The sequence below is a fragment of the Lysinibacillus sphaericus OT4b.31 genome, from assembly GCF_000392615.1.
In the GTDB taxonomy this organism is placed as follows: Bacteria; Bacillota; Bacilli; order Bacillales_A; family Planococcaceae; genus Lysinibacillus; species Lysinibacillus sphaericus_B.
On record NZ_KB933398.1, the window covers coordinates 44,481 to 70,950 of the forward strand.

The 26,470-nt window shown below is 38.6% G+C and carries 25 protein-coding genes and 1 tRNA gene; 24 read left to right on the top strand and 2 right to left on the bottom strand.

The window, feature by feature from the left end:
• Positions 1 to 36 precede the first annotated feature (36 nt).
• The 20 genes from veg to H131_RS00325 all read left to right on the top strand — a co-directional run bounded on the left by veg (position 37) and on the right by H131_RS00325 (position 18,402).
• Entirely contained in the window at positions 37 to 297 is a 261-nt protein-coding gene (gene veg / locus H131_RS00230) for a biofilm formation stimulator Veg (RefSeq protein ID WP_010857021.1), read from the top strand.
• A gap of 112 nt (positions 298 to 409) precedes the next feature.
• Positions 410 to 592, top strand: a complete 183-nt coding sequence (locus tag H131_RS00235; RefSeq protein WP_010857022.1) for a small, acid-soluble spore protein, alpha/beta type — start codon at positions 410 to 412, stop codon at positions 590 to 592.
• A gap of 298 nt (positions 593 to 890) precedes the next feature.
• A complete protein-coding gene (gene ispE / locus H131_RS00240) occupies positions 891 to 1,757 on the top strand; it encodes a 4-(cytidine 5'-diphospho)-2-C-methyl-D-erythritol kinase (protein ID WP_010857023.1) in 867 nt (288 codons plus the stop codon).
• A gap of 56 nt (positions 1,758 to 1,813) precedes the next feature.
• Positions 1,814 to 2,641: a pur operon repressor gene (gene purR, locus H131_RS00245; RefSeq protein ID WP_010857024.1), complete on the top strand. Its 828-nt coding sequence runs from the start codon at positions 1,814 to 1,816 to the stop codon at positions 2,639 to 2,641.
• 3 nt (positions 2,642 to 2,644) lie between these two features.
• Entirely contained in the window at positions 2,645 to 3,019 is a 375-nt protein-coding gene (locus H131_RS00250) for a RidA family protein (RefSeq protein WP_010857025.1), read from the top strand.
• A 239-nt stretch (positions 3,020 to 3,258) separates the two neighbouring features.
• Positions 3,259 to 3,552, top strand: a complete 294-nt coding sequence (spoVG, locus tag H131_RS00255) for a septation regulator SpoVG (RefSeq protein ID WP_010857026.1) — start codon at positions 3,259 to 3,261, stop codon at positions 3,550 to 3,552.
• 267 nt (positions 3,553 to 3,819) lie between these two features.
• On the top strand, positions 3,820 to 5,190 hold the full coding sequence (gene glmU, locus H131_RS00260; protein WP_010857027.1) for a bifunctional UDP-N-acetylglucosamine diphosphorylase/glucosamine-1-phosphate N-acetyltransferase GlmU: 1,371 nt from the start codon (positions 3,820 to 3,822) through the stop codon (positions 5,188 to 5,190).
• Between the two features lie 24 nt (positions 5,191 to 5,214).
• A complete protein-coding gene (locus H131_RS00265) occupies positions 5,215 to 6,174 on the top strand; it encodes a ribose-phosphate diphosphokinase (RefSeq protein ID WP_010857028.1) in 960 nt (319 codons plus the stop codon).
• A gap of 341 nt (positions 6,175 to 6,515) precedes the next feature.
• Positions 6,516 to 7,103 carry a 50S ribosomal protein L25/general stress protein Ctc gene (locus H131_RS00270; protein WP_010857029.1) on the top strand — a complete coding sequence of 196 codons (588 nt, stop codon included), beginning with the start codon at positions 6,516 to 6,518 and terminating at the stop codon, positions 7,101 to 7,103.
• 261 nt (positions 7,104 to 7,364) lie between these two features.
• Positions 7,365 to 7,925, top strand: a complete 561-nt coding sequence (gene pth, locus H131_RS00275) for an aminoacyl-tRNA hydrolase (protein WP_010857030.1) — start codon at positions 7,365 to 7,367, stop codon at positions 7,923 to 7,925.
• A 230-nt stretch (positions 7,926 to 8,155) separates the two neighbouring features.
• Complete coding sequence (locus tag H131_RS00280) at positions 8,156 to 8,383, top strand: anti-sigma-F factor Fin (protein ID WP_010857031.1); 228 nt, start codon at positions 8,156 to 8,158, stop codon at positions 8,381 to 8,383.
• Between the two features lie 310 nt (positions 8,384 to 8,693).
• On the top strand, positions 8,694 to 12,206 hold the full coding sequence (mfd, locus tag H131_RS00285; RefSeq protein ID WP_010857032.1) for a transcription-repair coupling factor: 3,513 nt from the start codon (positions 8,694 to 8,696) through the stop codon (positions 12,204 to 12,206).
• 194 nt (positions 12,207 to 12,400) lie between these two features.
• The gene (gene spoVT / locus H131_RS00290; protein WP_010857033.1) at positions 12,401 to 12,934 is read left to right on the top strand and encodes a stage V sporulation protein T; all 534 of its coding nucleotides are present in this window, start codon (positions 12,401 to 12,403) and stop codon (positions 12,932 to 12,934) included.
• 162 nt (positions 12,935 to 13,096) lie between these two features.
• Positions 13,097 to 14,716 carry a putative polysaccharide biosynthesis protein gene (locus H131_RS00295; RefSeq protein ID WP_010857034.1) on the top strand — a complete coding sequence of 540 codons (1,620 nt, stop codon included), beginning with the start codon at positions 13,097 to 13,099 and terminating at the stop codon, positions 14,714 to 14,716.
• Between the two features lie 9 nt (positions 14,717 to 14,725).
• Entirely contained in the window at positions 14,726 to 16,186 is a 1,461-nt protein-coding gene (gene yabN / locus H131_RS00300) for a bifunctional methyltransferase/pyrophosphohydrolase YabN (RefSeq protein WP_010857035.1), read from the top strand.
• A 4-nt stretch (positions 16,187 to 16,190) separates the two neighbouring features.
• On the top strand, positions 16,191 to 16,481 hold the full coding sequence (locus H131_RS00305) for an RNA-binding S4 domain-containing protein (RefSeq protein ID WP_010857036.1): 291 nt from the start codon (positions 16,191 to 16,193) through the stop codon (positions 16,479 to 16,481).
• A gap of 144 nt (positions 16,482 to 16,625) precedes the next feature.
• Positions 16,626 to 16,925, top strand: a complete 300-nt coding sequence (gene yabP, locus H131_RS00310; RefSeq protein ID WP_004229167.1) for a sporulation protein YabP — start codon at positions 16,626 to 16,628, stop codon at positions 16,923 to 16,925.
• Entirely contained in the window at positions 16,922 to 17,413 is a 492-nt protein-coding gene (gene yabQ / locus H131_RS00315) for a spore cortex biosynthesis protein YabQ (protein ID WP_010857037.1), read from the top strand. Before yabP ends, yabQ begins: the two co-directional genes overlap by 4 nt.
• Before the next feature lie 16 nt (positions 17,414 to 17,429).
• Positions 17,430 to 17,840, top strand: coding sequence for an FtsB family cell division protein (locus tag H131_RS00320; RefSeq protein ID WP_010857038.1), 411 nt, complete (start codon positions 17,430 to 17,432; stop codon positions 17,838 to 17,840).
• A 133-nt stretch (positions 17,841 to 17,973) separates the two neighbouring features.
• Positions 17,974 to 18,402: a S1 domain-containing RNA-binding protein gene (locus tag H131_RS00325; protein WP_010857039.1), complete on the top strand. Its 429-nt coding sequence runs from the start codon at positions 17,974 to 17,976 to the stop codon at positions 18,400 to 18,402.
• Between the two features lie 262 nt (positions 18,403 to 18,664).
• On the opposite strand, the gene H131_RS00330 is transcribed toward H131_RS00325, so the two are convergent.
• Positions 18,665 to 18,916, bottom strand: coding sequence for a hypothetical protein (locus H131_RS00330; RefSeq protein WP_010857040.1), 252 nt, complete (start codon positions 18,914 to 18,916; stop codon positions 18,665 to 18,667).
• Positions 18,917 to 19,171: 255 nt separating this feature from the next.
• Positions 19,172 to 19,246, bottom strand: a tRNA-Gly gene (locus tag H131_RS00335).
• A 428-nt stretch (positions 19,247 to 19,674) separates the two neighbouring features.
• Here H131_RS00335 and H131_RS00340 point away from each other — a divergent pair.
• The 4 genes from H131_RS00340 (at position 19,675) to ftsH (ending at position 26,433) form a co-directional block, all read left to right on the top strand.
• Positions 19,675 to 22,068 (top strand): SpoIIE family protein phosphatase, encoded by a 2,394-nt coding sequence (locus tag H131_RS00340; RefSeq protein WP_010857041.1) that lies wholly within the window; start codon positions 19,675 to 19,677, stop codon positions 22,066 to 22,068.
• A 28-nt stretch (positions 22,069 to 22,096) separates the two neighbouring features.
• Entirely contained in the window at positions 22,097 to 23,503 is a 1,407-nt protein-coding gene (gene tilS / locus H131_RS00345; RefSeq protein WP_010857042.1) for a tRNA lysidine(34) synthetase TilS, read from the top strand.
• 68 nt (positions 23,504 to 23,571) lie between these two features.
• Entirely contained in the window at positions 23,572 to 24,114 is a 543-nt protein-coding gene (gene hpt, locus H131_RS00350) for a hypoxanthine phosphoribosyltransferase (protein WP_010857043.1), read from the top strand.
• Positions 24,115 to 24,408: 294 nt separating this feature from the next.
• Positions 24,409 to 26,433 (top strand): ATP-dependent zinc metalloprotease FtsH, encoded by a 2,025-nt coding sequence (gene ftsH / locus H131_RS00355; protein ID WP_010857044.1) that lies wholly within the window; start codon positions 24,409 to 24,411, stop codon positions 26,431 to 26,433.
• Positions 26,434 to 26,470: the final 37 nt, after the last annotated feature.

Here is a 26,470-nt window from a genome sequence, read left to right on the forward strand (position 1 = left end):
TCGCTTATAATATTTATTAGTGAGGTGTAAGCGAAAATGCCAAAAACTTTAGCGGACATTAAAAAGTCGTTGGATTGTCATTTGGGTAAACGTTTGCAGTTGAAAGCAAACGGTGGTCGCAAGAAAACGGTCGAGTGTGCGGGGATATTGCGTGAAACATATCGTGCAATCTTTGTAGTCGAACTTGATCAAGAAGACAATACGTGCAAGCGCGTATCGTATAGCTACACAGATATTTTAACTGAAGCAGTAGAGATTACATTTTTAGACGAAGCTCAGGCTGCTGTCGCAAAATAGTTTCTAGTACTTATTTCTATATTTTGAAGCACTCATGCATGTTAAAACTGCATGAGTGTTTTTCGTTTTATGGGACATACTAAATTCGTCAGTTGTAAAAGGAGGAGTTTATATGCCTAGAAAAGGTATCATGTCACCTCGATTAAAAGAAGAGATTGCCAAAGAACTTGGATTTTATGATGTTGTGGAAAGAGAAGGCTGGGGCGGCATAAAAGCTCGAGATGCGGGTAATATGGTTAAACGTGCCATTGAAATGGCAGAACGAGCAAGTAGTGAGCAAGAGCGTAATAAGTAGTTTATTTATAATAGAATAGACTATTTATCAATTTTACTTCATTCAACGGCAAAGGATTTAAAACCTCTGCCAACACAACAAAACAACTGACGAAAGAGAACCGTTAAGCCGTAGAAGGTAAACGGTTCTTTTTTTCAGTTTTCGTTTTCTCATTATGGTAAAATAAAATGAATAATCTTGCGCGAAAAGTGAACGCGGATGTCACGGATTTTGAATTGTGCATGCACAATTCAAAATCTGGACGTAATCACGCCAAGGCGAAATTGATACGTGCTGTTGTTATGAGGGAGGAAGTAAGATGCTTTATGTAAAGGCGCCTGCGAAAATTAATTTAACATTAGATGTGCTATATAAAAGACCGGATAATTATCACGAAGTAGAGATGGTTATGACGACTGTCGATTTGGCAGATCGCATTAGCTTAGAGTCTCGAGAAGATGGTGTAATTGAAATTATCTCAACTGATAATTTTGTGCCAAATGACCACCGTAATTTTGCTTATCAGGCAGCGCGTCTTATTAAAGATACATACGGCATTGGGCAAGGTGTATCCATTACAATTGAAAAAGAAATACCTATTGCAGCAGGGCTTGCAGGCGGTAGTAGCGATGCAGCGGCTACATTAAAGGGCTTAAATGAGCTATGGAATTTGGATTTATCAATAGATGAGTTGGCCGAACTAGGCGCTAAAATCGGTTCAGATGTTTCATTTTGTGTATACGGGGGCACAGCACTAGCAACCGGACGTGGGGAAAAAATTCAAGAATTGCCTGCACCCCCAAACTGTTGGGTAGTGCTAGCCAAGCCGAAAATAGGTGTATCAACAGCAGAAGTATACGGTGGGTTAAAGGTTGAAGGCTTATCGCACCCAAATACTAAGCAAATGATTCAAGCCATTGAAACAGAAGATTATGAGTTGCTTTGTGCATCATTAGGAAATGTTTTGGAAACTGTAACATTTGATTTACATCCAGAGGTTGTGATGTTAAAAGAACAGATGAAGCGTTTTGGGGCGGATGCGACATTAATGAGCGGAAGCGGTCCTACGGTGTTTGGTCTAGTGGATAGTGAAGCTCGAGTGAGCCGTATTTATAATGGCTTACGAGGTTTTTGCGAGGAAGTTTATGCTGTGCGCATTTTAGGAGAGCGAAATACGCTTGCTTAAAAACGCATAATTGTGTTAATTTTACCTATAAATATTCGTGTTTAGGAGAGGGTCGCATGAAATGGAAACGTAGTGAACGACTAGTTGATATGACGTACTATTTACTAGAACATCCACATCAGCTGATCCCGCTAACTTATTTTTCAGAACTATATCAATCTGCAAAGTCTTCGATTAGTGAAGATTTAACGATTGTAAAAGAAACTTTCGAAGAAAAAGGAATCGGGTTATTGATGACAGTGCCGGGCGCTGCAGGGGGAGTAAAGTATATTCCTAAAATGTCCGAAGCAGAAGTTCGATTAGTCACACAGGATTTAAAGGCAGAGCTAGAACATTCAGATCGGTTATTGCCAGGTGGTTATTTATTTATGACAGATTTACTTGGTAATCCGGATTTAATTAATCGGGTAGGAAAGGTGTTTGCATCTGCATTTGCTGACCAACAAATCGACGTTATTATGACCGTAGCAACAAAAGGAATTTCAATTGCCCATGCTATTGCGAGACATTTGAATGTACCTGTTGTTGTTGTGAGAAGAGATAGTAAGGTAACTGAAGGTTCTACCGTTAGTATAAACTACGTATCTGGTTCTTCCAGAAGAATTCAGACAATGGTATTATCAAAAAGAAGCATGAAGAGTGGGCAGCGCGTGCTTATCACCGATGACTTTATGAAAGTCGGTGGTACGATGAATGGCATGAAAAATCTATTAGAGGAGTTTGACTGTCAGTTAGCAGGCATTGCGGTGCTTGTCGAAGCAGAGCATGCAGACGAAACGTTAGTAGATGATTATTACTCACTTGTAAAGCTTCATGAAGTTAATGAAAAAGATCGTACAATTGCATTAAGTGAAGGTAATTACTTTTCAAAAAGGGAGAAATGACAAATGAATGAAGTAGCAACAACGAATGCACCAGCAGCAATCGGACCATACGCGCAAGGAATGATCGTGAATGGCATGTTTTATAGTTCAGGTCAAATTCCGCTAACTGCATCTGGTGAATTAGTAGACGGTGACATTGTCGCTCAAACGCACCAAGTATTTGCTAACCTTAAGGCAGTATTAGAAGCTGCGGGCTCATCACTAAACAATGTAGTGAAAACGACAGTCTTTATGAAAGATATGAATGATTTTGTTGAGATGAACGAAGTATATGCTAGTCATTTTGGACAACATAAGCCTGCGCGCTCAGCAGTAGAAGTCGCACGTTTACCAAAGGACGTAAAAGTAGAAATTGAAGTTATTGCCATTGTAAAGTAAAAATATAGAAAACCCTTTGAAAGAATAGCAAGCTCTTTCAAAGGGTTTTTTTACTAAAGAGAAGAATAGTTGACAAACAATTGTCAAACTTTCCGCAAATTAGAGAAAATATTATAAAGAATTAGAGATGAAGTATTCAAATTTTTTAGAAAATTTGGTAGACTATAAAAAGGAAAATATTCGGTAATGCAGAATATGATATTTTCATTTAGGCATCTAAGAAGAGAGGTGGTGAGAAAATGGAAGTTACTGATGTAAGATTACGTCGTGTACAAACGGATGGCCGCATGCGTGCGATTGCTTCCATTACACTCGACAATGAGTTTGTGGTACATGATATTCGTGTAATTGATGGTAATACAGGTCTATTCGTCGCTATGCCTAGTAAACGTACACCAGATGGAGAATTTAGAGATATTGCACATCCCATCAATTCTACTACACGAAATAAAATTCAAGATATTATTTTACATGCGTATCACAATTCTAACGAAGCTGAAGAGGCGGAAGAATTAGAAGGAATTGGTGTGTAGCAAAAAGAGAATTAATGCCAGCTTAAAGATTTATTTCTAATTTACTATAGTTTTGGTGATAGTTATTAAGAACTCTTCGGAATGAGGGGTTCTTTTTATTTTATGAAAAAATAAAAAAGTGCAAATTTAAGGCATACATAATAACATTCGAGCATAAGGCGTGATTGAATTAGGAATTCATCGATTTGTCAAGTCTACATGCCTTGAAATGAGTTGAATTTTGCTATATAGTCATAAGAGAAAATGAGCGTATTGGAGGACTTACAGATGAGCAACATTTTTGCTGTCATTTTGGCTGCAGGTCAAGGTACACGTATGAAGTCCAAATTATATAAAGTACTACATCCAGTATGTGGGAAGCCCATGGTACAACATGTAGTGGATCACATTCAATATTTAGGTGTTAATCGCATCGTGACAGTTGTTGGACATGGTGCAGAAAAAGTGCAGCACCAACTTGGTGAAAAAAGCGAGTATGTTTTACAAGCTGAACAGTTGGGTACAGCACATGCTGTTCAACAGGCACAGGCTGTTCTAGGTAATGAAGAAGGCACAACTTTAGTTGTATGTGGTGATACACCACTTATTCGCCCTGAAACAATGAAGGCTTTGTTCGAACATCACCAAGCTAAAAATGCCAAGGCGACAATTTTAACAGCTGTTGCTGAAAATCCAACAGGCTATGGTCGCATTTTACGTGGCGACAATGGACAAGTGAAGCAAATTGTTGAGCAAAAGGATGCTACTGCAGCGCAACAACTTGTGAAGGAAATTAATACTGGCACATATTGCTTCGATAACAAAATGTTATTTGAGACTTTAAAACATGTGAAAAATGATAACGTTCAGGGAGAGTACTATTTACCTGATGTGATTGAACTTTTACAAAAACAAGGTGACATCGTCGAAGCATTTGTAACGGAAGATTTTGAAGAAACATTAGGGGTTAATGACCGTGTTGCGTTGTCACAAGCAGAGACGTTAATGCGTGCGCGTATTAATGAGCGTCATATGCGAAACGGTGTAACAATCATTAATCCAGAGGCTACGTATATTAGCCCAGATGCAGTTATTGGCTGTGATACTGTTATTCAACCAGGTTCTATGATTGAAGGCGTTACTGTTATTGGTGAAGATTGTATTATTGGACCAAACACGCAAATCATAGATAGCCGTGTTGGCGACCGTACTTCTGTGCATTCATCTGTAGTGCGTGAAAGCGCTATAGCAGAAGACACGGCTATTGGACCGTTTGCAAATATTCGACCACTTTCAGATATTGGTAGCCACGTGAAAATAGGTAACTTTGTAGAAGTGAAGAAAAGCAAGTTAGGGAATGACACGAAAGTATCGCATTTAAGCTATATTGGTGATGCTGAAATAGGAAGTAACGTCAATGTTGGCTGTGGTTCCATTACAGTGAATTATGATGGGAAGAATAAGTTCCAAACAATTATTGAAGATGATGTATTTGTAGGATGTAATACTAATCTAGTTGCACCAGTAAAGGTTGGTAAAGGTTCATTTATTGCAGCGGGATCTACAATTACAAAAGAAGTTCCTGAAGATGCATTGGCAATCGCCCGTGCAAGACAAGAAAACAAACCGAATTATGTAAGCAAATTAAATTCAAAATAATTATCAACTATACAGGAGGCCATCATGCCGTATCAATATGCAAACTCACAATTAAAAATATTCTCACTTAACTCTAACAATCCACTTGCTCAAGAAATTGCGCAGGAAATGGGTGTAGAATTAGGTAAATCTTCTGTGAAACACTTCAGCGATGGAGAGGTTCAAATTAGTATTGAAGAAAGTATTCGTGGTTGTGACGTGTTTATCGTGCAGTCTACTTCTGCACCTGTAAACGAACATTTAATGGAGCTTTTAATAATGGTAGATGCGGTTAAACGTGCATCTGCTCGTACAGTTAACGTTGTAATGCCTTACTATGGTTATGCTCGTCAAGACCGTAAAGCAAAAGCACGTGAGCCAATTACAGCTAAATTAGTGGCAAACTTACTTGAAACGGCTGGTGCAACGCGTGTCATCGTATTAGATTTACACGCACCACAAATCCAAGGGTTCTTCGATATTTTAATCGACCACTTAATGGCAGTACCTTTACTTTCTGATTACTTCAAATCAAAAGGTATTCCTACGGAAGAAATCGTCATAGTTTCTCCTGACCATGGTGGTGTAACACGTGCTCGTAAAATGGCAGAACGCTTAAAAGCACCAATTGCAATTATTGATAAGCGCCGTCCAAAACCAAATGTTGCAGAAGTAATGAACATTGTGGGGAATGTTGATGGTAAAGTGGCAATCTTGATTGATGATATTATCGATACTGCAGGTACAATTACGATCGGTGCAGATGCATTACGTGCTGCAGGCGCAAAAGAAGTTTATGCTTGCTGCTCTCACCCAGTACTATCAGGTCCAGCTATCGAGCGTATCGAAAACTCAGCTATTAAAGAACTAGTTGTAACAAATACAATTCAGCTTTCTGATGAGAAAAAATCTCCAAAAATCACAGAGCTTTCAGTAGCTAAATTAATGGCAGATGCAATTTCTCGCGTATACGAAAATAAATCAGTAAGTACGTTATTCGATTAATCAGATTTAGTTATTAGTAAATCATTAACTGCATGTAATCAGATTTTGTGGATTAATGACTAGTTAAATGGCCTAAACGTGTAGTGAACTTAGCATAATTTGTGACAATTTAAGGACAAATCCGCATTTTTTAGTGGATTTGTCCTTTTTGTATGCCTGTTATGTGTGAAAATCTTTACTAAAGGGTATACTAGTAATTATTACTAATTATAGTTACGTTACTGTTAGAATATAGATGTAACTATTGTTAGAGCCGATAGCAGATGTCTACTGTTTATACATGCGTTAAACAACTACATCTTTGCTTAGGCTAATTTTTCTTGGAAGGGGAAGGTATAGATATGAGTACAGTCTTAAGTGTAAAAAAACGCGAAGCTGGGCATCGTTCGACATTAACCCAACTTAGAAAAGGGGGAGCCATACCAGCGGTGATTTACGGCTACAAATTAGTTTCAACCCCGATTTCTATTTCTGCGAAAGAATTTAAAAAGTACGTTCAAAAAAATGGACGTAATGGCGTTTTTCCGATGGAGTTAGATGGGACAAGAGTAAATGTTGTCGTATCTGAAATGCAACAATGTAGTTTGAAGGATGAAGTAAATCACATTGATTTTTTAGCCATTAATATGTCTGAAGAATTAGAGATTGATGCAGCCATAACGCTTGTTGGTGAGTCTGTTGGTGTAAGTGAAGGTGGCATATTAATGCAGCCAAACTTGGAAATAAAAATAAAAGTGAAACCGAATGAAATCCCAGAAACAGTTGAGGTTGATATTACTAAACTTGCAATCGGAGATTCTATTACGGTAGCAGATATTCGTAACCAGGTAAATTTTGATATTATAAGTGAAGATGATTATATATTGGTAACCGTCATGGCACCAGTTGCCTCTGTAGCGGAAGAAGACATAGTAAATAGCGATGAATAACTATTAAAAGTATGCTTAAAGGGAATGCTATCAAGAAGGTCGTGAGTGACTATCTTGATAGCATTTTTGTCGTAAAAAAGTATAATTATCGAATTTGGAAATAATAAGGATTAATATATATGGATATAAAATGAGAATGAATGAAGTTGTTTTTATTAGCGTAACTTTCGTTACATTTCTTCATGAAGAAATGTAACGAAATGTTTTCTTAGAGCTCAATATGGTAAAATAATGACTATTAGATTGAAAAGAGAGGTACTTATGAAAATTATCGTTGGTTTAGGGAATCCAGGTAAACCTTATGAGCATACAAGACATAATATTGGTTTTGATGTGATCGATGCATTAGCGCAAAAGTGGGATGCACCTTTAACAAATTCAAAATTTAATGGTATGTATACTACCGTACATCGTCCAGAGGGAAAGGTTCTACTTGTTAAGCCTTTAACATATATGAATTTATCGGGAGAATGTGTTGGCCCACTCATGGATTATTTTGATATGAATGTAGAAGATTTAATTGTTATTTATGATGATTTAGATTTAGAAACAGGAAAGCTACGTTTACGCCAAAAAGGTAGTGCAGGTGGGCATAATGGAATTAAGTCATTAATTCAGCATTTAGGCACACAAGAATTTAATCGTATACGGATTGGTGTTAATCGTCCTCCAACAGGCATGAAGGTAGCGGATTATGTGCTTTCAAAATTTGCTAAAGAAGAGGAAGGCGTCATTGGGGAGGCGATAGACAAGAGTGTAAATGCCATAGAGGCATCACTCTCAAAACCGTTTCTCGATGTGATGAACCACTTTAACAGCTAAGAGTGCTCTAAATCAACTAACTTTAGTTAAACTCCCTATGGATGTCACAGATGTCTTACAGGCGAAGATGAAATGATAGGCATGGATTTATAAATTTTTAAATCGAATGGTCTTAGCACAATGCTGATGTAATTGTATGTATACCAATAGCGTAATGGATAGTGCATAATCTTTTTCGGTAATGTCTATACTTTAAGTAGTAAGTTGCTTAAAGGGAGGATGATTTGGAGATGTCTGTTCGCTATCGATGTCGGCATTGTGAAGTAGAAATAGGGACACTACCATTTGATGCAGATGATACAATTCGGAAGTTGCATATTTTCGAGATGGGTGAGGCGGATGATTATGTTGAAAAGGATCAGCATGGCCAAACAACTGTGCACTGCATATGTGAGCAATGTGAGGATTCGCTTAAACAATATCCAGATTATCATGCACTCAATAAATGGATACAATAACTAGGAACATGCTTTGGCGCACAATGTGTGCGTTCAAAGCTTTTTCCGTTTTTAACTTTAGTTAGTAGAAGTCTGCCTGTTGAGACGATGTGAATTGTGCCACATGCAGTTCTATATCTGATGCGTCGACAACTATACGATGAAGTTTAGCGGCAGATGTTTTTTCAGAAGAAAAGCAAGCGATAACTACAATAGCGCTGATGCGTGATTGGATAATTAAACAATTAAAAATGCGTATAATCATACTAGATTAATAGTATAGGGCGAATATAAATAAATAGAATTTTTGCGCTGAAAGGAGCTTTTGACTGTGAAAGTTTTACGAAAGCTTGTGTCGCAGGACAAACACATTACATCATTTATACAGGAAATTCAGAGCGGGCTTACGGCATCGCAGCTAATTACAGGGTTAACAGGGAGCGCACGTCCAGTGTTGATCGATGCGTTGTTTGAATATGTACAAAAACCAATTTATATTGTGTCACCCAATTTATTGCAGGCGCAAAAGATGGTTGACGAACTTGTTGGCTTGTTGGGTGAGGAACGTGTGCATTATTACCCGGCTGATGAATTTATTGCTGCAGATTTATCGGTTGCATCGCCAGAACTGCGTGCTGAGCGTATAGCAACGTTAGATAGTTTAGCGAGGGGCGAGAAAGGTGTTTATATCATCCCTGTAGCGGGCTTACGTAAAATGATGCCACCCAAGGAGCATTGGCTAAGATATTATTTACAGACAGCTGTTGGCGAGGAAATTCACATTGAGGAATGGCTACAAACACTAGTGGCGATGGGTTATGTGCGCAATTCAATGGTGACGACACCAGGTGAATTTGCATTGCGTGGAGGAATCTTAGATATTTATCCACCATATTTAGAAGCACCTATTCGAATTGAGCTATTTGATACGGAAGTAGACTCAATTCGTACATTCTCTGCGGACGATCAGCGTTCCATCGATAAATTGCAAAAGGTTCGTATTCTACCAGCGTCAGAGGTAATTTTGACAAAGGAAGAAAGAGTGACATTAGCAAGTCGCTTAGAAGCAGCATTAGCTATTAGCTTAAAAAAGGTGAAAAAACAGGAGACAAAAGAACTTCTTTATCAACACATACAATACGATATTGAATTGCTACAACAAGGAAATCTACCGGATTATGTGAACAAATATGGTTCTCTTTTATATGAGAAAACAACATACTTAGGTGATTATTTTGCACAGGATGGCATCGTGTTATTTGATGAACTTGGACGCATTCAGGAAGTTATGGATGCGTGGGAGCGAGAAGAGGACGAGTGGTTTTTATCGCTGATTGAAGAAGGAAAGATGGTGCATGATGTAAAGCCAGCCTTCTCTTTAAAGGAAATTTTAGCGATGCTTTCACAGCAGAAACTATTTTTATCATTATTTTCACGTACATTTGCGGGCGTATCATTTAATAAAGCGACTAACTTTTCTTGTAAACCGATGCAGCAATTCCATGGGCAGATGGCGTTGTTGCAAAGTGAAATTGAACGGTGGATGATGGGCAAATTTACTGTGCTGATAGTCGCTAGAGATAAGGATCGTGCTAAACGTGTGCAGCAGGTGCTAGAAGAATACGATATCCATGCAACAAATGGGGAACCCAATGAGCCGGGGATTTATATTGCTGATGGTGTTTTGTCGAGTGGTTTTGAATTACCGCTACAGCGTTTGGCGATTGTAACCGAGGATGAATTATTTAAACAACAGGCAAAGAAAAAAACGCGTGCTCAAAAAATGACCAACGCAGAACGTATTAAAAGCTATACAGAAATTAAACCTGGCGATTATGTCGTACATGTACATCATGGTATAGGGAAATATATTGGTGTGGAGACACTAGAGGTAAACGGTACGCATAAGGATTACTTGCATATTCGTTACCGCGCTGACGATAAATTATATGTACCTGTAGAGCAAATTGATCTAATCCAAAAATATGTGGCATCTGAAGACCGTGAACCGAAGCTACATAAATTAGGTGGTGCAGAGTGGAAAAAGGCTAAAGCAAAGGTTTCCTCTGCCGTTCAAGATATTGCTGATGATTTAATTAAGCTGTACGCTAAGCGTGAAGCGGAAAAAGGACATGCTTTTGCGCTTGATAATGACGATCAGCGTAATTTTGAAGCATCGTTCCCTTATGAAGAAACAGAGGATCAGCTACGTTCAATTGTTGAAGTGAAACGCGATATGGAGCGCGAACGACCGATGGATCGACTTGTATGTGGAGACGTTGGGTATGGTAAAACAGAAGTAGCAATCCGTGCAGCATTTAAAGCCATTCAAGACGGCAAGCAGGCTGCCTTCCTTGTACCGACAACTATTCTGGCTCAACAACATTATGAAACCATTCGAGAACGATTCCAAGACTTTGCCATCAATGTAGGATTATTATCTCGTTTCCGTACGAAAAAAGAGCAAACAGCAACGCTAAAGGGGTTAAAAGAAGGGCAAGTCGATATTGTCATTGGGACGCATCGAATTTTATCGAAGGATTTGACGTTCCAAGACCTCGGTCTACTTATTGTGGATGAGGAGCAGCGTTTTGGTGTTACACATAAAGAAAAAATTAAGCAGTTGAAAACCAATGTGGATGTTTTAACGTTAACGGCAACGCCAATACCAAGAACACTGCACATGTCCATGGTTGGTGTACGTGATTTATCGGTTATTGAAACACCACCTGCAAATCGTTTCCCAGTACAAACATATGTCATGGAGCATAGTGGTGCATTAGTTCGTGAAGCAATTGAACGAGAAATGGCACGTGGTGGCCAAGTATTCTACTTGTACAATCGAGTGGAGGATATGGCTCGTAAGGTCGATGAGATTCAAGTGCTTGTCCCTGAGGCACGTATCGGACATGCACATGGAAAAATGACTGAATCGGAATTAGAATCTGTGATTTTAGCCTTTTTAGAGGGTGACTACGATGTGCTTGTTACGACAACGATTATTGAAACCGGTGTTGATATACCTAATGTGAATACGCTTATTGTGCACGATGCTGATCGGATGGGTTTAGCACAGCTCTATCAATTGCGTGGTCGCGTTGGGCGTTCGAATCGTGTGGCCTATGCGTATTTTATGTATCAGCGTGATAAGGTACTAACAGATGTGGCTGAGCAACGGTTGCAGGCCATTAAAGAATTCACGGAGCTAGGGTCAGGTTTTAAGATTGCGATGCGCGATTTATCAATTCGTGGTGCTGGAAACTTGCTTGGCGCACAGCAGCATGGCTTTATTGATTCAGTCGGTTTCGACTTGTATTCACAAATGCTTGAAGAGGCCATCGCAGAACGCCAGACAGGTGTGAAAAAAGAGGATAAGCCTGAGATAGAAATTTTACTTACTGTCGATGCCTATATACCGGATGCCTATATACCAGACGGCTATCAAAAAATTCAGATGTATAAGCGCATTAAGGCAATGGATCAAATCGAGGATTACGGAGAGATCATAGAGGAGCTAGAGGATCGCTTTGGAGATTTGCCGGTTGAAACAGAGCGTTTACTGCGTATTGCTCGTATGAAGGTTTGGGGCTTAGGGGCAGGCGTAATATCCGTTAAGGAAAAACAAAAGGTTATCTCAATTCTATTTTCTCAAGAAGGTACAGCAAAGGTCGATGGTAGCAAAATTGTTACAGAGTCAATGAAATTTGAGCGAGCTGTTGGTTTTGGCATGGACGGCATGCAATTGATTTTAACGATTGATGAACGTAAGTGCGGAAAATACCAATCCTTTGATATTTTAGAAGGAATGATGCAGATTATTGACGGAGCAAAAAAAGAACAGTGAACAAAGGCTAAACATTATCTTGGGTGATAATGTTTAGCCTTTTGTTTTTACTTATTCATTTTCCATTTATAACTGGTTTGAAAAATATTGTTGGTTTTGACATCCTTTTTCTTCAGTTTTTGCATAGATTGTTTATTTAAAATCCATACTATTGTTGAATACAAATTTGATTGTAGCGAAAGCGAGGCATTTAGATGAAAGCAACAGGGATTGTTCGTCGTATTGATGATTTAGGGCGTGTGGTTATTCCGAAAGAAATTCGTAGGACGCTACGTATTCGTGAGGGTGACCCGTTGGAAATTTACACGGACCGTGAAGGAGAAGTCATTTTAAAAAAATATTCTCCAATTAATGATCTAGGGGAATTTGCGAGAGAATATGTAGAAACTTTATATGAAACACTAGGCACTCCAGCATTTGTAACGGACCGAGATGAAGTGATTGCAGTTTCGGGTATCGGTAAGAAAGAGTATATTAATCGTCGTATTACATCCTTCGCGGAAGGTTTTATGGAAGAACGCTCTACAAAGATTGAAAAAATGGAAACAACAATTGAAATTGTGCCTGGACAATATGAGCAGGTAAAATCTTATTGTGCAACGCCAATAATGGTCAATGGCGATCCGATTGGCTGTATTATTGTTCTCTCCAAAGTGCATTTTGTCGGTGAAGTAGAAGTAAAAGTTGTTGAAACAGCTGCAAATTTCTTAGCTAAGCAAATGGAATAATTAATGAATACTTAAAGTTATTGTGATACCTTCTAGGCGAAACAATAACTTTTTTTTGTGTACATAGTTGTAAGCTATAGTAATGGAGAAGTAAACGGGCGCGTCAAACTTTTGAATTATGCTATACTATTGGCATTGTTAAAGAAGGAAAGAGGATAGTTTATGTCGGAACGTTTTGGCATGAAAAGTTACATGAAGGGTGCTGCTTTATTAACGATTGCGGCTCTTATTGTAAAAGTACTAAGTGCCATTTATCGTGTACCTTTTCAAAATATTGTTGGCGATGAAGGTTTCTATATTTACCAACAGGTATATCCGGTTATTTCTATTTTTGTTGTTTGGACATCGAGTGGTTTCGCGGTAGCCATTTCTAAGATGCTTGCAGATAATGATTGTATAATAGACCCCATAGAAAGAACACAGAAAAGAAGCGGCATTATGCATATAGTGTTTCGTTATTTAACGTTGCTATCGTTCGTATTTTTTTCAGTATTATTTGTTGGTGCGGACATGCTAGCGGATTTGATGGGTGATGCTAAGCTTGCACCATTACTACGTACAGGTTCCTTTATAGTGTTTGTCATGCCGGCCTTGGCTATTTTAAAAGGTGGCTTTCAATCAAGAGGTATTATGGAGCCGATTGCTTATGCACAAGTACTAGAGCAAACCGTAAGAGTATGTGTAATTTTGGCAGGTACCTTTATTGTGATGACAACGACAAAGTCATTATACGGTGCCGGACAAATGGCGATAACAGGTACGGTCATTGGTGAATTTTTTGGCTTCTTACTACTTGCGTTTATCTTTAAAAAACGCTTCGGACCATCTGTAGGTAAGCAACGACAACGACTAGCAAGCCTACCTGTTTTGAAAGAAGTCACTCTACTAAGCTTAAGTGTAAGCATGAGCAGTCTGTTATTACTTGGCTATCAGCTAGTAGATTCTTTTACCATCTATTCACTACTAATTGATAGTGGGATGGATCAGACCGTAGCAAAGGAAACGAAGGGTATATATGATCGTGGACAACCATTAGTACAGTTAGGTATTGTCATTGCTTCTTCGCTATCGCTGGCCATTGTCCCGCTTGTTGCCCATATGTCCAAAAAGAGGGAAGGGCGGAGTGCCATCCCGTTTATTCAACTAACCTATAAATCGTCTGTATTATTTGGTTGGGCGGCATCACTAGGCTTACTATTAGTAATGCCTTATATTAACGCGATGCTCTTTAAAACAGATACACTGTCAGATGTACTTATGTTATACGTGCTACAAATTGTACCTTTGTCAATTATTTTAACGTTTACTGCAATTTTGCAAGGCTACGGCAAATTAAAAAAGCCAGCGCTCTTTTTATTTGCAGGCTTCATCATGAAAATATTGTTGAATGTGCTGACTATTGGTTCGCTTGGCGTGTTAGGTGCAGCCATAGCTAATAATGTAGGGTTGTTATTCTCGGCGCTAGCCCTTGTTTTCTATTTAAAGAAAATAACAGGTATAGCATTAGCGCCTGCCGATTTTTATAAAAAGGTCAGTGTGGCATCACTAAGTATGACTGTGGTTGTAGTCCTCTGGTTACAAATTGTGCCCACATTTTTGAGCCGTTTTTTCTCGGCGCGTTTGGTTGCTATGGTAGCGGGTCTCAGCGCAGTTAGTATAGGTGCGTTTGTTATGATTACTATCATCGCAAAGCTTCGTGTCTTTGTGGAAAAAGAGTGGTATTTATTGCCTTTTGGTAGAAGGATGGCGGTATACCAACTATGGTTAAATCGAAAGAAGTAGGTGGATTTATTGAATACATTAACAGTAATTGGCCTTGGGGCTGGTGATTTTGAGCAATTACAAATGGGTGTTTATAAAAAGTTGAAGTCTGCAAAACAATTATTTGTTCGTACTGTCGACCATCCAGTACTAGATGCGCTTTCAGCAGAAGGTTTGCACTTTGATAGCTTTGATGCGGTATATGAAAAGCATGGTACATTTCAGCCTGTATATGAGGAAATTGCAGAGAAACTTATCAAAGCAGCGACAATTGGAGACGTAATGTATGCTGTTCCTGGACATCCACTTGTAGCAGAGCAAACGGTACAGTTTCTAATTGCTGCAGCAGATGAGCATAAAGTAAATTTAGTCATTGAGGGCGGCCAAAGTTTTTTAGATCCTATTTTTGGTGCTTTAAAAATAGATCCAATTGAGGGCTTTCAGTTACTTGATGGCACCAGTTTTTCCATGAATGATATCAACATGCGTCAGCATATTTTAATTGCACAAGTATATGATACATTCAGTGCATCTGAAGTGAAGCTTACATTGATGGAGAAGTATGATGACGAATTTCCCGTAACAGTTGTTACCGCAGCGGGTTCTTCGCAGGAGAAGTTAGTGACTGTACCACTTTATGAGCTCGACCAAAGTGTTGAGGTGAATAATTTAACAACTGTCTATGTGCCACCTGTGAAATCGCAGGAGGACGCGTTGCGAGATTGGACAACCTTCCGTGATATTATCTCAACATTACGTGGACCAAATGGCTGTCCTTGGGATCAAAAACAAACACATGAATCCCTAAAAAAATATTTACTTGAAGAAGCTCATGAATATTTGGCTGCTGTGGATGCAGCCGATGACTTTGCGATGATTGAAGAGCTTGGTGATGTTTTATTACAAGTATTCTTACATGCACAAATTGGAGAAGACCAGGGCTACTTCTCACTAGAGGACGTTTTGGCTTCGATAAGTGAAAAGATGATTCGTCGCCATCCACATGTCTTTGGCGATGTAACAGTAGAGGATGCAGATGGTGTTGTCGCAAATTGGGAGGCTATTAAAGCTGAAGAAAAAGGAATTAGTGAAAAGCCATTGTTGGATGAGGAATATCGTGCGTCATCTGCCTTGCAAACGGCTTATAATTATCAAAAACGGGCAGCGAAGGTTGGCTTTGATTGGCCCGATGTGAACGGTGCTTGGGACAAGTTTGCTGAGGAATGGCAGGAATTTCGCAATGAGGTGACGAATGGTTCTAATGCAACGCGTCTCGATGAGTTTGGGGATGTATTGTTTACCCTTGTTAACTTAGCACGTTTCTATAAGCTATCACCGGAGGAAGCCATGCTACATGCTAATGAGAAGTTTGCAAGACGCTTTGGCTATGTAGAGGAAAAAGTGAAAGCAAGTGGTAAGCTATTTACAGAATATACTTTAGAACAGTTAGACGCTTTTTGGGATGAAGCGAAGCAGTTAGAAAAGGAGTAAAAAAATGCGATTAGATAAATTTTTGAAGGTTTCACGATTAATTAAACGACGCACATTAGCAAAAGAAGTGGCCGATCAAGGTCGTATTACGATTAATAGTAAGGTAGCTAAAGCGAGTAGTAGCGTAAAAGCTGGTGACGAGTTAGCCATTCGCTTCGGACAAAAAATTGTAACTGCACGTGTGGAAGAATTACGTGATACGGTGAAAAAAGAAGATGCTGTAAAGATGTTTACAATTTTAAAAGAGGAGCGACTTGACAAGGTTGAGCCTGAATTTATCGACGACGAGGATTGATTTTTCTTAACTTTAGTCACTTTAAATCTCTCAATACCGAGGGCGGAATTTATTAAAAGTATGGCAACTTTGATAAAGTTGTCATGCTTTTTAGGTTGTCCGCATAAATTGAACAGAAGCTAGGACGACTAAAGGAGGAAAAAAATGACGCTACATCAAGAAAGTAATCGTTACACAATTCCATCTGGTGAGCATATTTTAACGATTCGTAATCGTAAAAGAATGGACATGACTTCTGTAAAATCAATTGAACGCTTTGATCAGGAAGAGTTTTTCATCAAGACGTCCCAAGGGCATTTGTTAATCCGTGGAGAAGAACTGCATATTGTTCATTTAGATGTAGACAAAGGATTATTAACACTTGAAGGAACTGTAAAGACCTTACAGTATGACGAGGAGGAAAGTGGCTTCTCGAAAGGTTTCCTTCATAAGTTATTTGGATGATTGTTAGTGAGCAATTTGTTCAACTATTAGTCATGGTTTTGAGCGGTATAGCAGTTGGTTTTATTATTGATAGCGTAAGGCTAATTGTTTTTTCAACTCCAAAAAGGTCAAGCCTCCGAAAGTGGATGATGTTATTTGAGTTATTAACGTGGATTTTACTTGGGGGGCTGACATATTATTTATTATTTTGGCTAAAAGATGGCGCTTGGCGGGCTTATGACCCGCTAGCGCAAATAGCCGGTATTTTTTTGTATCAAACGTTTTTTCAAACTTTTTTACGTTTCATCGCAAGGATTTTGGTGAATATAACATGGAGACCCTTTTGGTTCATTGTACGTTTAATAATCGCCTTTATTCGACAGATTTTTCAACTACTTGTTAATATTGGTGCATTTGCCGTAAGGCCTTTTGTCAAAATTTATTCGTATTTGTCCTACACTTTATTAAAAAAATTTCGATATATCAAGTATAATAAAAGACAACAATAACTTCGGAGGTGCGGACATGGCTAAACGTCATTCATCAAATGATGAACAGCAAAACTATACGAAGCTTGATAATGACTATGTCCGTAACACGGATAAAGCTATCAATCGCAAAGCGCAATCACGGAAACGGAAAATGCGCCGTATTGTCTTTTTTGCGATTGTGCCAGTCGTCATTATTGCTTTTCTCTTAAATGTGCTATCGAATCAATCCGAGACGTTAGAGATAAAAGAGAAGAAAAAGGTAGAAGTAAATCAGCATTTAACAGAACTAAAAGAAGAACAAGAGATATTAAATCTCAAAATTAAACAATTAGAAGATGATGAATACATTGCAAAGATTTTACGCAAAGAATACTTCTTAACTAAGGAAGGCGAAATTAATTTCGTTATTCCGGAAGAGGAAGATAAAGATAAAAAAGACGACTGAAAAGCTATGTATTGTTGACACTCTTTTTTAGTCATATATAATGAAAAGAGAAACTTATTGCAGTAAAAAGTTTGATTACATTGATTACATGGCTCAAAGAGTCGCTTAATTTTTAAGGAGGAGCATTTTTTTTATGTCAATTGAAGTAGGCAGCAAGGTACAAGGTAAAGTAACAGGAATCACAAATTTTGGAGCATTCGTTGAGCTGCCAGATGGCAAAACAGGCTTAGTACACATCAGTGAAGTTGCTGATAATTATGTAAAAGATATCAATGAGCATCTAAAAGTTGGAGATGAAGTTGAAGTAAAAGTGATGAATGTTGAAGCGGATGGAAAGATTGGTCTTTCAATTCGTAAGGCAAAGCCTCAAGTTGAGAGACCAGAACGTCCTCAACGTCCACGTCGTGACAATCGCTCTAACGATCGTAACGAACGCCACCAGCCAAAAGAAAACTTTGAGCAAAAAATGGCACGTTTCTTAAAAGACAGTGATGAGCGTCTAGCAACAATTAAACGTGCAACAGAGTCTAAACGCGGTGGTCGCGGTGCTAGAAGAGGGTAGTTTGCTGACTGTTTTAATCGTAGAAAAAGTGTGTTAAATAACGTGGGGATTGGTTTTTGTTAAGGACAAAGGCTGATCCCTTTTTGTATTGATTGCGTCAAACAGTATGTGAATTTTTATTGGGTACTTGAGAGCAGGACAATGATGTGAACATGGTAAAAAGAATTTATTTCAATCGCAATAAAAAAGCACGTAATTCAATTTTTTTATAAATTGAAGTTACGTGCTTGTAGTGCATAGGAAGCTACCACTATATGTTTTTCTATAGTGTAGATGTTGGTCCTTTTTTCTTTTTAGGTGCTGGCACAGTTGGCTGTTCGATGGAATCTTTAGCTAGTTTTTCAGTCGGATGGACTACCATTTTTACTAGTAGAAACACGCCATATATGCTAATAATTAGTCCAGTGAATAATAATAATAGTTGTATGACAAATGGCAATTTAATGAGGATCGATATGAGAATAATCATCGAGCCACTGCCGCAAATTAGAGCGGCTTTAGTTAATGAACTCAAAGAAAGTAAACCTCCAATAACAAGTACATTTTAATCTAAGTATGCCACAATTTTTGCAAGGTGACATAACAAAAGAACGAACTATCCTCATGCAGCCATTTGTATTTGTCGAAACATCTTAGTTGATGGTTGTACTAAGTTTATGACATTGCACTGAATTTTTCATAGAAAAAGCGTCTCAGAAGCAATTCTGAGACGCTTTTTTGCACGATGACCCCTACGGGATTCGAACCCGTGTTACCGCCAATATTCTGATGGAGCGGAAGACGAGGTTCGAACTCGCGACCCCCACCTTGGCAAGGTGGTGTTCTACCACTGAACTACTTCCGCATATCCCTTTTTAAAGGACAAATTAAATAATACAAGCGATCATAACAAGTGTCAAGTATCTTTATAAAAAAAGTTAAAAAAATCCGCGATAAATGAAAACATATAGAACGAGTGAACAACTTCTGTGTTAGCTGCCGCCGTTAAGAGTAAATAATATTACTGTCATTTGTACACTTTGACTATCTTTATCTTAATCATTTTGTAGGAATTTGTTCTTGTCTAGTAATTATCATGTAGATTTTCAACTCTCACAGTAAAGAAAACTACTGAGGGTATGTACCGACCAGTTTTTATAGTAGTTGCTGCCATTTCTCGTATTTATGCATACGTATTCGTCGAAATATTTATATTTTTTTCTGTCATCGTCAGACAATCTTTCCGCACATAATTTCTTATAATAGCCAAAAGTGTAGAAAGGGGATATTGAAATGACAAGTGTTGAATGGTATGAAACAGAGAATGTAGAAGACCAAAAATTAGGGGCGAAAAAAAGACAATTATTACTAGGCTCTCTATTTTTTTTAACATCCTTTTTTTTAGCTCAGTCTGTTGTGTTTGAAGCAGCTGTACCTTTCTCCGTCCCTTTTTGGGCAATTATTCGTAGTAAATATAAAGAATATGCCAAGTTTGTGCTATTTGGAAGTTTGATTGGGTGTTTTTTTCTCGAATTTGGACAAGTTGTCATTTTGGCCTTACAAATAGTTATGTATGAATGCATCATGCGTTTTCGCTACTGGCAGTTGCCCCAAAGTATAGCCGTTTCATTAGCTGTAATACTGATCCAAATTCTGTGGCAGGGAGTTGTGTATCAGGGCTTACCGCCAGTACTTGTACAGTTTTATGTGGGGTGTGAAGCAGCCTTAGCACTAATCATGACATTATTTATGCAGGTCTTGTTTGTAAACTCCTATGAATGGTTTACTAGCCATTGGACATACGAAAAGCTTGGCTCAGGGTTAGTGGTATTTGCCGCCATGCTCACGGGGATGCAGACAGTGGTTATTAGTTATTTTTCATTGCCAATCTTTTTATTACAGTTACTTATTTGCTTTGGCGCTTTGGTAGGGAGTGTACCTTTAGCCACGGTAATCGGGGCGGTGCTTGGAACGCTAATAGGTGTTGCAAAGCTTTCTTTTACAGGTATGTTATCTGTTGCTACTTTAACCGGGCTATGTGCTGGTATGGGAGCTCGAGCGGGGAGATTTGGCGTGGCGATTGGCAGTATAATGCCAAGTGTGTTTTTTTTATTTTACGATGCAACATTGCCGTTAGATAGCGTATATTTTACATCAATTGTTATTGGAAGTATTGTTTTCTTAGTCATTCCGAAAAGCTATTCGGATAAGGTGAGGGACAAGTTGTTTCCACAACGTGAAGAGGTATTATTGGCACGTCAGCATTGGTTGACAGAGCATGTCACATATAAGTTAGAGCATTTTCAACACTTTGTACAATTCATGAAGGAACTGGTATTTGAGCGTTTTATGACAGCTCCTGTAGAAGCGAAGGAAGAAGTCGCACCAATGAATACATGTTTAAGCTGCTTTCGTTATGATAGGTGCTGGGGGGCACAAAATAATGGTATGGACAAGCTGATGACAGATTGGTTCCATATGAAGGGCGTGGGGAAAGAGTCATCCATTCATCGCGTAGAAGACCAAATACGCTATAAATGTGTAAAATCGACGAAGATTTTCGAAGAGTTAGATACAGAGCTGTATAGAGAGCGCATTAATGGCCAATATTTCCACGGGAAGAAAATGATCGCACTGCAATTACGTGATATGAGCAATCATCTAAATCAGTTAATTGCGGAGATGAAGGAAGAGACTATTTCTTTCGTCAGTGTGGAAAAAGATATTGTTCAACGTTTGAAGGATGCACATATCGAGTGTTTTCAGCTAGATGTGTTAAGCAATAAGGCAGGTGCACGAAAAATTGTATGTGCTTTAGCGCCTGCACAAGTCAATTGGGAGGATGATACGACATTAGCGGAACGGATGATCTTGCCAATATTATATGAAATTTTCGATGAACCTTTTGAAATTGACAAGGTAGTTGCGTGTGATGTACCATTTCGCCACATTCAAGTTAGCTTTAGGTCTGCTATTAGCTTCGAAGTAGAGTATGATATATATAGTATGTCAAAAGATGCAACATTGTACTCTGGCGACTCTCATGCCCTATTTCAATTGCACCCAGGGCTCTTTGCAATTTTATTGTCAGATGGTATGGGACAGAGTAAAGAAGCTCAACATGAGAGTAGGAAATTGATTCACTTGATGCGTGAATGTTTAAATTTCAATATGAACCCAGAGACAGCCATGCATACCTTGCATTATGTAATGTCATTGAAGCAGCAAAATGATATGTATGCAACACTCGATTTTGCCCTTGTTGACTTGCAACATGGTGATTTATGGTCATGGAAGGCTGGCGGTATGTCTACGTATATCTTACGTGGTAAAGAGGTGTTGAAGGTTGAAAGTAATGCTGCACCAGTTGGATTCTTGTCTATTTCAGCGGTTGAGGCTGAAAAAAGAAAGCTGAAGGCGGGGGATGTCATTCTCATGCATTCAGATGGCTTGTTTTCAAGTGTAGCTGATTGGGATGAACAGGAAGAGACATTTTTAGCTCAAGCACAGCAGGTTGCTGGCACAAATAAATCGATTCAAGAAAAATTAACTACAATCATGCAGTCTTTCCAAGCTTATTATGAAATAGAGGATGATTGTACAGTATTGATGTTAGAAGTTACACATGTTGTCCCAACTTGGGCTGTATTTAGACCAGTACAATACTCCATGAGTAAATCATCATAAAAGAATACGAAAAGGGGAGGAGAAGCGTTTGTCATTTGAATTAAAAGTTAAACAATTTATTGAAGAAGAGCAATTATTACAGCAAGACGACCATCTTCTCGTCGCCGTTTCGGGCGGTGTAGACTCAATGGCATTGCTCCATTATTTTGTAAAAACAAAAAAACAATGGGGAGTTAAAATAGAAGCAGTGCATGTCGATCATATGCTGAGAGGTGAGGCATCAGCGGAGGATAGAGCTTTTGTACAAAGATATTGCAACAAATACGGCATTATCTTACATGCAACGGCTATCCCGATACCTGAAATTATGGCTTTGGAAAATGGTAACTCACAGCTTATTTGTCGCAGAGAGCGCTATCGTTATTTTGGAGAAGTCATGCAAAATACGGTGGCTACCAAGCTTGTAACTGCACATCATGCGGACGACCAACTGGAGTCAGTATTAATGGCCCTGACGAAAAATGCAACGATGAATAGTATGCAAGGTATTCGCCCACAGCGTTTTTTTGAAGGAAAATCATTAATTCGTCCGTTTTTAACGGTTACAAAAACCGAAATAAGGGAATATTTACAGAAGCAAGGTTTAGATTATAGAGAAGATGCTAGCAATAATAAAGACGTTTATGTACGAAATCGTTTCAGACACCATGTAGTACCTTTATTGAAAGTAGAAAATCCACGAGTGGCAGAACAGGTGAGTCATTTTACACAGCATTTGCAAGAAGATGAGGCATTCTTGATGACACTGGCACATGAGGTATTTTCAAAGATAGTGAACAGAAACAACGGAAATATGTATAGTATGAAAATTGAAGCATTTCAATTGGTACCACTTGCTTTACAAAGGAGACTCATTTTAATACTATTAAACTATCTTTACAAAGATTCAAATACGATACAAAGTTATGCATTAATGACTTCGCTTTCAAAGCTATGTGATACGACGGCGGGTTTTGCTGAAGTTCACTTGCCAGAAGGTTTTATAGCAGTTCGTAGTTACGGAAAATTAACGATTCACCAGAAAGAATCATTCGAAGACCAAACTGCTATTGAAAAACAGATACTTTCGATTGCAAATAGTTGGATAACATTGTCAAATGGTGTACGACTGTGCTTAGTTAAGTTACCTGAATTATCAACTGAATTGCTGTCGGATACTGCACAACTTTTTTATTTTAACGCTAGCAAACTTACACTTCCGCTCTATGTTAGGGCACGTAAGGAAGGAGACCGAATGCTGTTAAAAGGAATGGATCAGCCGAAACGCTTATCTCGCCTTTTTATAGATGAAAAGATTCCTTTAAATGAGCGAAATAGCTGGCCGTTACTGATTTCTCAATCTGATGAGGTCGTAGCGGTAATTGGTGTGCGTATGGGTGTTTTCTTTTCAACAACCGCACAACCAAACGATGATACAGTGCTCATCGTAGACTAATGGTCTTTGTAAAATATTTCACCCTTATATAGGCTGAAAATTTTTGATACACACGAGGAGGAATCGATATGTTACAAAATGACATCGAAAAAATTATGATTACGGAAGAACAATTGCAAGAAAGAATTGCTGAGCTTGGTGCTCAATTGACAGAGGAATACCAAGATTCATTCCCGCTAGCTGTAGGTGTACTTAAAGGAGCGATGCCTTTTATGACCGACTTGATGAAACGTTTTGATTCTTTCATCGAGCTAGATTTTATGGATGTCTCTAGCTATGGAAATGCTACGGTTTCATCTGGTGAAGTGAAAATCTTAAAGGACTTAAATACAAGTGTTGAGGGACGTGACGTATTAATTATCGAGGATATTATCGATAGTGGTTTAACTTTAAGCTACCTGGTTGATTTATTTAAATACCGTAAAGCAAAATCCATCAAAATCGTAACACTTTTAGACAAACCATCAGGTCGTAAAGTGAACCTATCTGCAGATTATGTTGGTTTTAAGGTACCAGATGGATTTGTTGTTGGTTATGGTTTAGACTATGCAGAGAAGTACCGAAACTTACCGTATATCGGCATTTTGAAGCCAGCGGTATACTCTTTTTAATTTTAAATAGTTAATCTGCATACGCTAGCTGTATAAAATTAAAGCCTCCAGCGGATGCTATAGATTTTGACATGTGTTAGCACAATTCAAAATCTTGACACATTGTTTAACTGTACGAAAGTATGGTGCTAGGTACAATTAAGCTGGAACGTAATTTGCTACAAATAAATATGTTTAGATTTTGACAAAAATCGAACGAAACTTTTTTTAAGTAAGGCTTTTCGTTGTATGATGAAATCATGATATGTTAAGATTTTACTTATAATTTTTCTGTTTGTAATGAGGAGGCTGGAGATGAATCGAATATTTCGATATACCATATTTTATTTACTGATTTTCTTAGTGATTATCGGTATATTTGGTACTTTCAACGGTGGTAAATCGCCAACGAAAGAAATTACTTATCCGGAGTTTTTAGAGGCTCTTGATAAGAATGAAATTACAGAAGCAAAAATTCAACCTGATAAATCAGTTTATATCGTTGAAGGTTCAATGAAAGGCTATGAAAAAGGCGAAAGTTTTACAGTGAACCTACCACGTGACAATCAATCATTAATGGATCGAATCGATGCTGCTGCGAAGGATAAGAATAGCAATATTGATTTTTTAAAAGCACCAGAAACTAGCGGATGGGTACAGTTTTTCACAGGGATTATCCCATTCATCATCATCATCTTCTTATTCTTCTTCCTAATGAGTCAATCTCAAGGTGGCGGCAATAAAGTAATGAGCTTTGGTAAAAGTAAAGCTAAACTTTATGATGATCAAAAGAAAAAAGTTCGTTTTACAGATGTAGCGGGTGCAGATGAAGAGAAGGCGGAACTTGTAGAGGTTGTTGACTTCTTAAAGGATCACCGCAAATTCACTGAAATCGGTGCACGTATTCCAAAAGGTATCTTACTTGTAGGTCCTCCAGGTACAGGTAAAACGTTACTTGCTCGTGCGGTAGCGGGTGAAGCTGGCGTTCCGTTCTTCTCAATTTCAGGTTCTGACTTCGTAGAAATGTTTGTCGGTGTCGGTGCATCACGTGTTCGTGATTTATTTGAAAACGCGAAGAAAAATGCACCATGTATCATTTTCATCGATGAAATTGATGCTGTAGGTCGCCAACGTGGCGCAGGTCTTGGTGGTGGACACGATGAGCGTGAACAAACACTGAACCAATTGTTAGTTGAAATGGATGGCTTTGGAGCAAATGAAGGTATTATTATCATCGCCGCAACAAACCGCCCAGATATTTTAGATAAAGCATTATTACGTCCTGGTCGTTTTGACCGTCAAATTACAGTAGGGCATCCTGATGTAAAAGGTCGTGAAGCGATTTTAAAAGTGCATGCACGCAATAAACCTTTAGCAGATTCAGTTGATTTAGGAGCTGTAGCGCAACGTACACCTGGTTTCTCAGGTGCGGACTTAGAAAACTTATTAAACGAAGCAGCTCTTGTAGCGGCACGTAAAAGTAAACGTTCGATAAATATGGCAGATATCGATGAGGCATCTGACCGAGTGATTGCAGGTCCGGCGAAAGCTAGTCGTGTGTATTCAGCCAAAGAGAAAAAACTTGTTTCCTTCCATGAGGCGGGGCATGTGGTTGTGGGTCTAGAACTTGATGAAGCGGATACAGTACACAAAGTAACAATCGTTCCTCGTGGTCAAGCGGGCGGTTATGCGATTATGTTACCGAAGGAAGAACGTTTCTTCACAACAAAACAAGAGCTTTTAGATCGCATAGCGGGCCTTCTTGGTGGTCGTGTAGCTGAGGAAATTGTACTGGGAGAAGTATCCACTGGTGCACATAATGACTTCCAAAAGGTAACAAGCATAGCTCGTGCAATGGTTACGGAATATGGTATGAGTGAGAATCTTGGCGCTATGCAATTTGGCTCAAGTCAGGGTGGCAATGTATTCTTAGGACGTGACTTTAATTCTGATCAAAATTATTCAGATTCGGTTGCCTATGAAATTGATAAAGAAATGCAAAAAATTATCGATACGCAATATGAGCGTACGAAACGTATTTTAACGGAAAAACGTAATTTACTTGATTTAATTGCCACAACGTTGATGGAAAAAGAAACATTGAACGCGCAAGAAATTGAGCATTTACGTGATCACGGGGTTTTACCAGAACCAGAGGTTGTTGAACAACTTGATGCTCCAAAAGTTGAAGCGCAGCCAATGTTAGAAAAGGTTAGTCAACAACCAGTTCTAAAAAAAGAGCTACTAAGTGATGAACCGAATCCAACAACAGCTGATTTACCGAAAGACGATGGTGAGCGACAAGATACACCAAAAGGTTTCGATGAAAAACGTGATTAATTACGTAATGGACTGTTTACGAATTTCGTAAACAGTC

Coding starts and splice junctions, on each gene's coding strand:
- H131_RS00295 (WP_010857034.1), top strand. CDS start 13,097: ATGTCGGAACGTTTTGGCATGAAAAGTTACATGAAGGGTGCTGCTTTA.
- H131_RS00250 (WP_010857025.1), top strand. CDS start 2,645: ATGAATGAAGTAGCAACAACGAATGCACCAGCAGCAATCGGACCATAC.
- H131_RS00340 (WP_010857041.1), top strand. CDS start 19,675: ATGACAAGTGTTGAATGGTATGAAACAGAGAATGTAGAAGACCAAAAA.
- H131_RS00265 (WP_010857028.1), top strand. CDS start 5,215: ATGCCGTATCAATATGCAAACTCACAATTAAAAATATTCTCACTTAAC.
- H131_RS00320 (WP_010857038.1), top strand. CDS start 17,430: ATGGCTAAACGTCATTCATCAAATGATGAACAGCAAAACTATACGAAG.
- veg (WP_010857021.1), top strand. CDS start 37: ATGCCAAAAACTTTAGCGGACATTAAAAAGTCGTTGGATTGTCATTTG.
- pth (WP_010857030.1), top strand. CDS start 7,365: ATGAAAATTATCGTTGGTTTAGGGAATCCAGGTAAACCTTATGAGCAT.
- spoVG (WP_010857026.1), top strand. CDS start 3,259: ATGGAAGTTACTGATGTAAGATTACGTCGTGTACAAACGGATGGCCGC.
- ftsH (WP_010857044.1), top strand. CDS start 24,409: ATGAATCGAATATTTCGATATACCATATTTTATTTACTGATTTTCTTA.
- ispE (WP_010857023.1), top strand. CDS start 891: ATGCTTTATGTAAAGGCGCCTGCGAAAATTAATTTAACATTAGATGTG.
- H131_RS00270 (WP_010857029.1), top strand. CDS start 6,516: ATGAGTACAGTCTTAAGTGTAAAAAAACGCGAAGCTGGGCATCGTTCG.
- H131_RS00280 (WP_010857031.1), top strand. CDS start 8,156: ATGTCTGTTCGCTATCGATGTCGGCATTGTGAAGTAGAAATAGGGACA.
- H131_RS00235 (WP_010857022.1), top strand. CDS start 410: ATGCCTAGAAAAGGTATCATGTCACCTCGATTAAAAGAAGAGATTGCC.
- purR (WP_010857024.1), top strand. CDS start 1,814: ATGAAATGGAAACGTAGTGAACGACTAGTTGATATGACGTACTATTTA.
- glmU (WP_010857027.1), top strand. CDS start 3,820: ATGAGCAACATTTTTGCTGTCATTTTGGCTGCAGGTCAAGGTACACGT.
- yabQ (WP_010857037.1), top strand. CDS start 16,922: ATGATTGTTAGTGAGCAATTTGTTCAACTATTAGTCATGGTTTTGAGC.
- H131_RS00325 (WP_010857039.1), top strand. CDS start 17,974: ATGTCAATTGAAGTAGGCAGCAAGGTACAAGGTAAAGTAACAGGAATC.
- yabP (WP_004229167.1), top strand. CDS start 16,626: ATGACGCTACATCAAGAAAGTAATCGTTACACAATTCCATCTGGTGAG.
- hpt (WP_010857043.1), top strand. CDS start 23,572: ATGTTACAAAATGACATCGAAAAAATTATGATTACGGAAGAACAATTG.
- H131_RS00305 (WP_010857036.1), top strand. CDS start 16,191: ATGCGATTAGATAAATTTTTGAAGGTTTCACGATTAATTAAACGACGC.
- spoVT (WP_010857033.1), top strand. CDS start 12,401: ATGAAAGCAACAGGGATTGTTCGTCGTATTGATGATTTAGGGCGTGTG.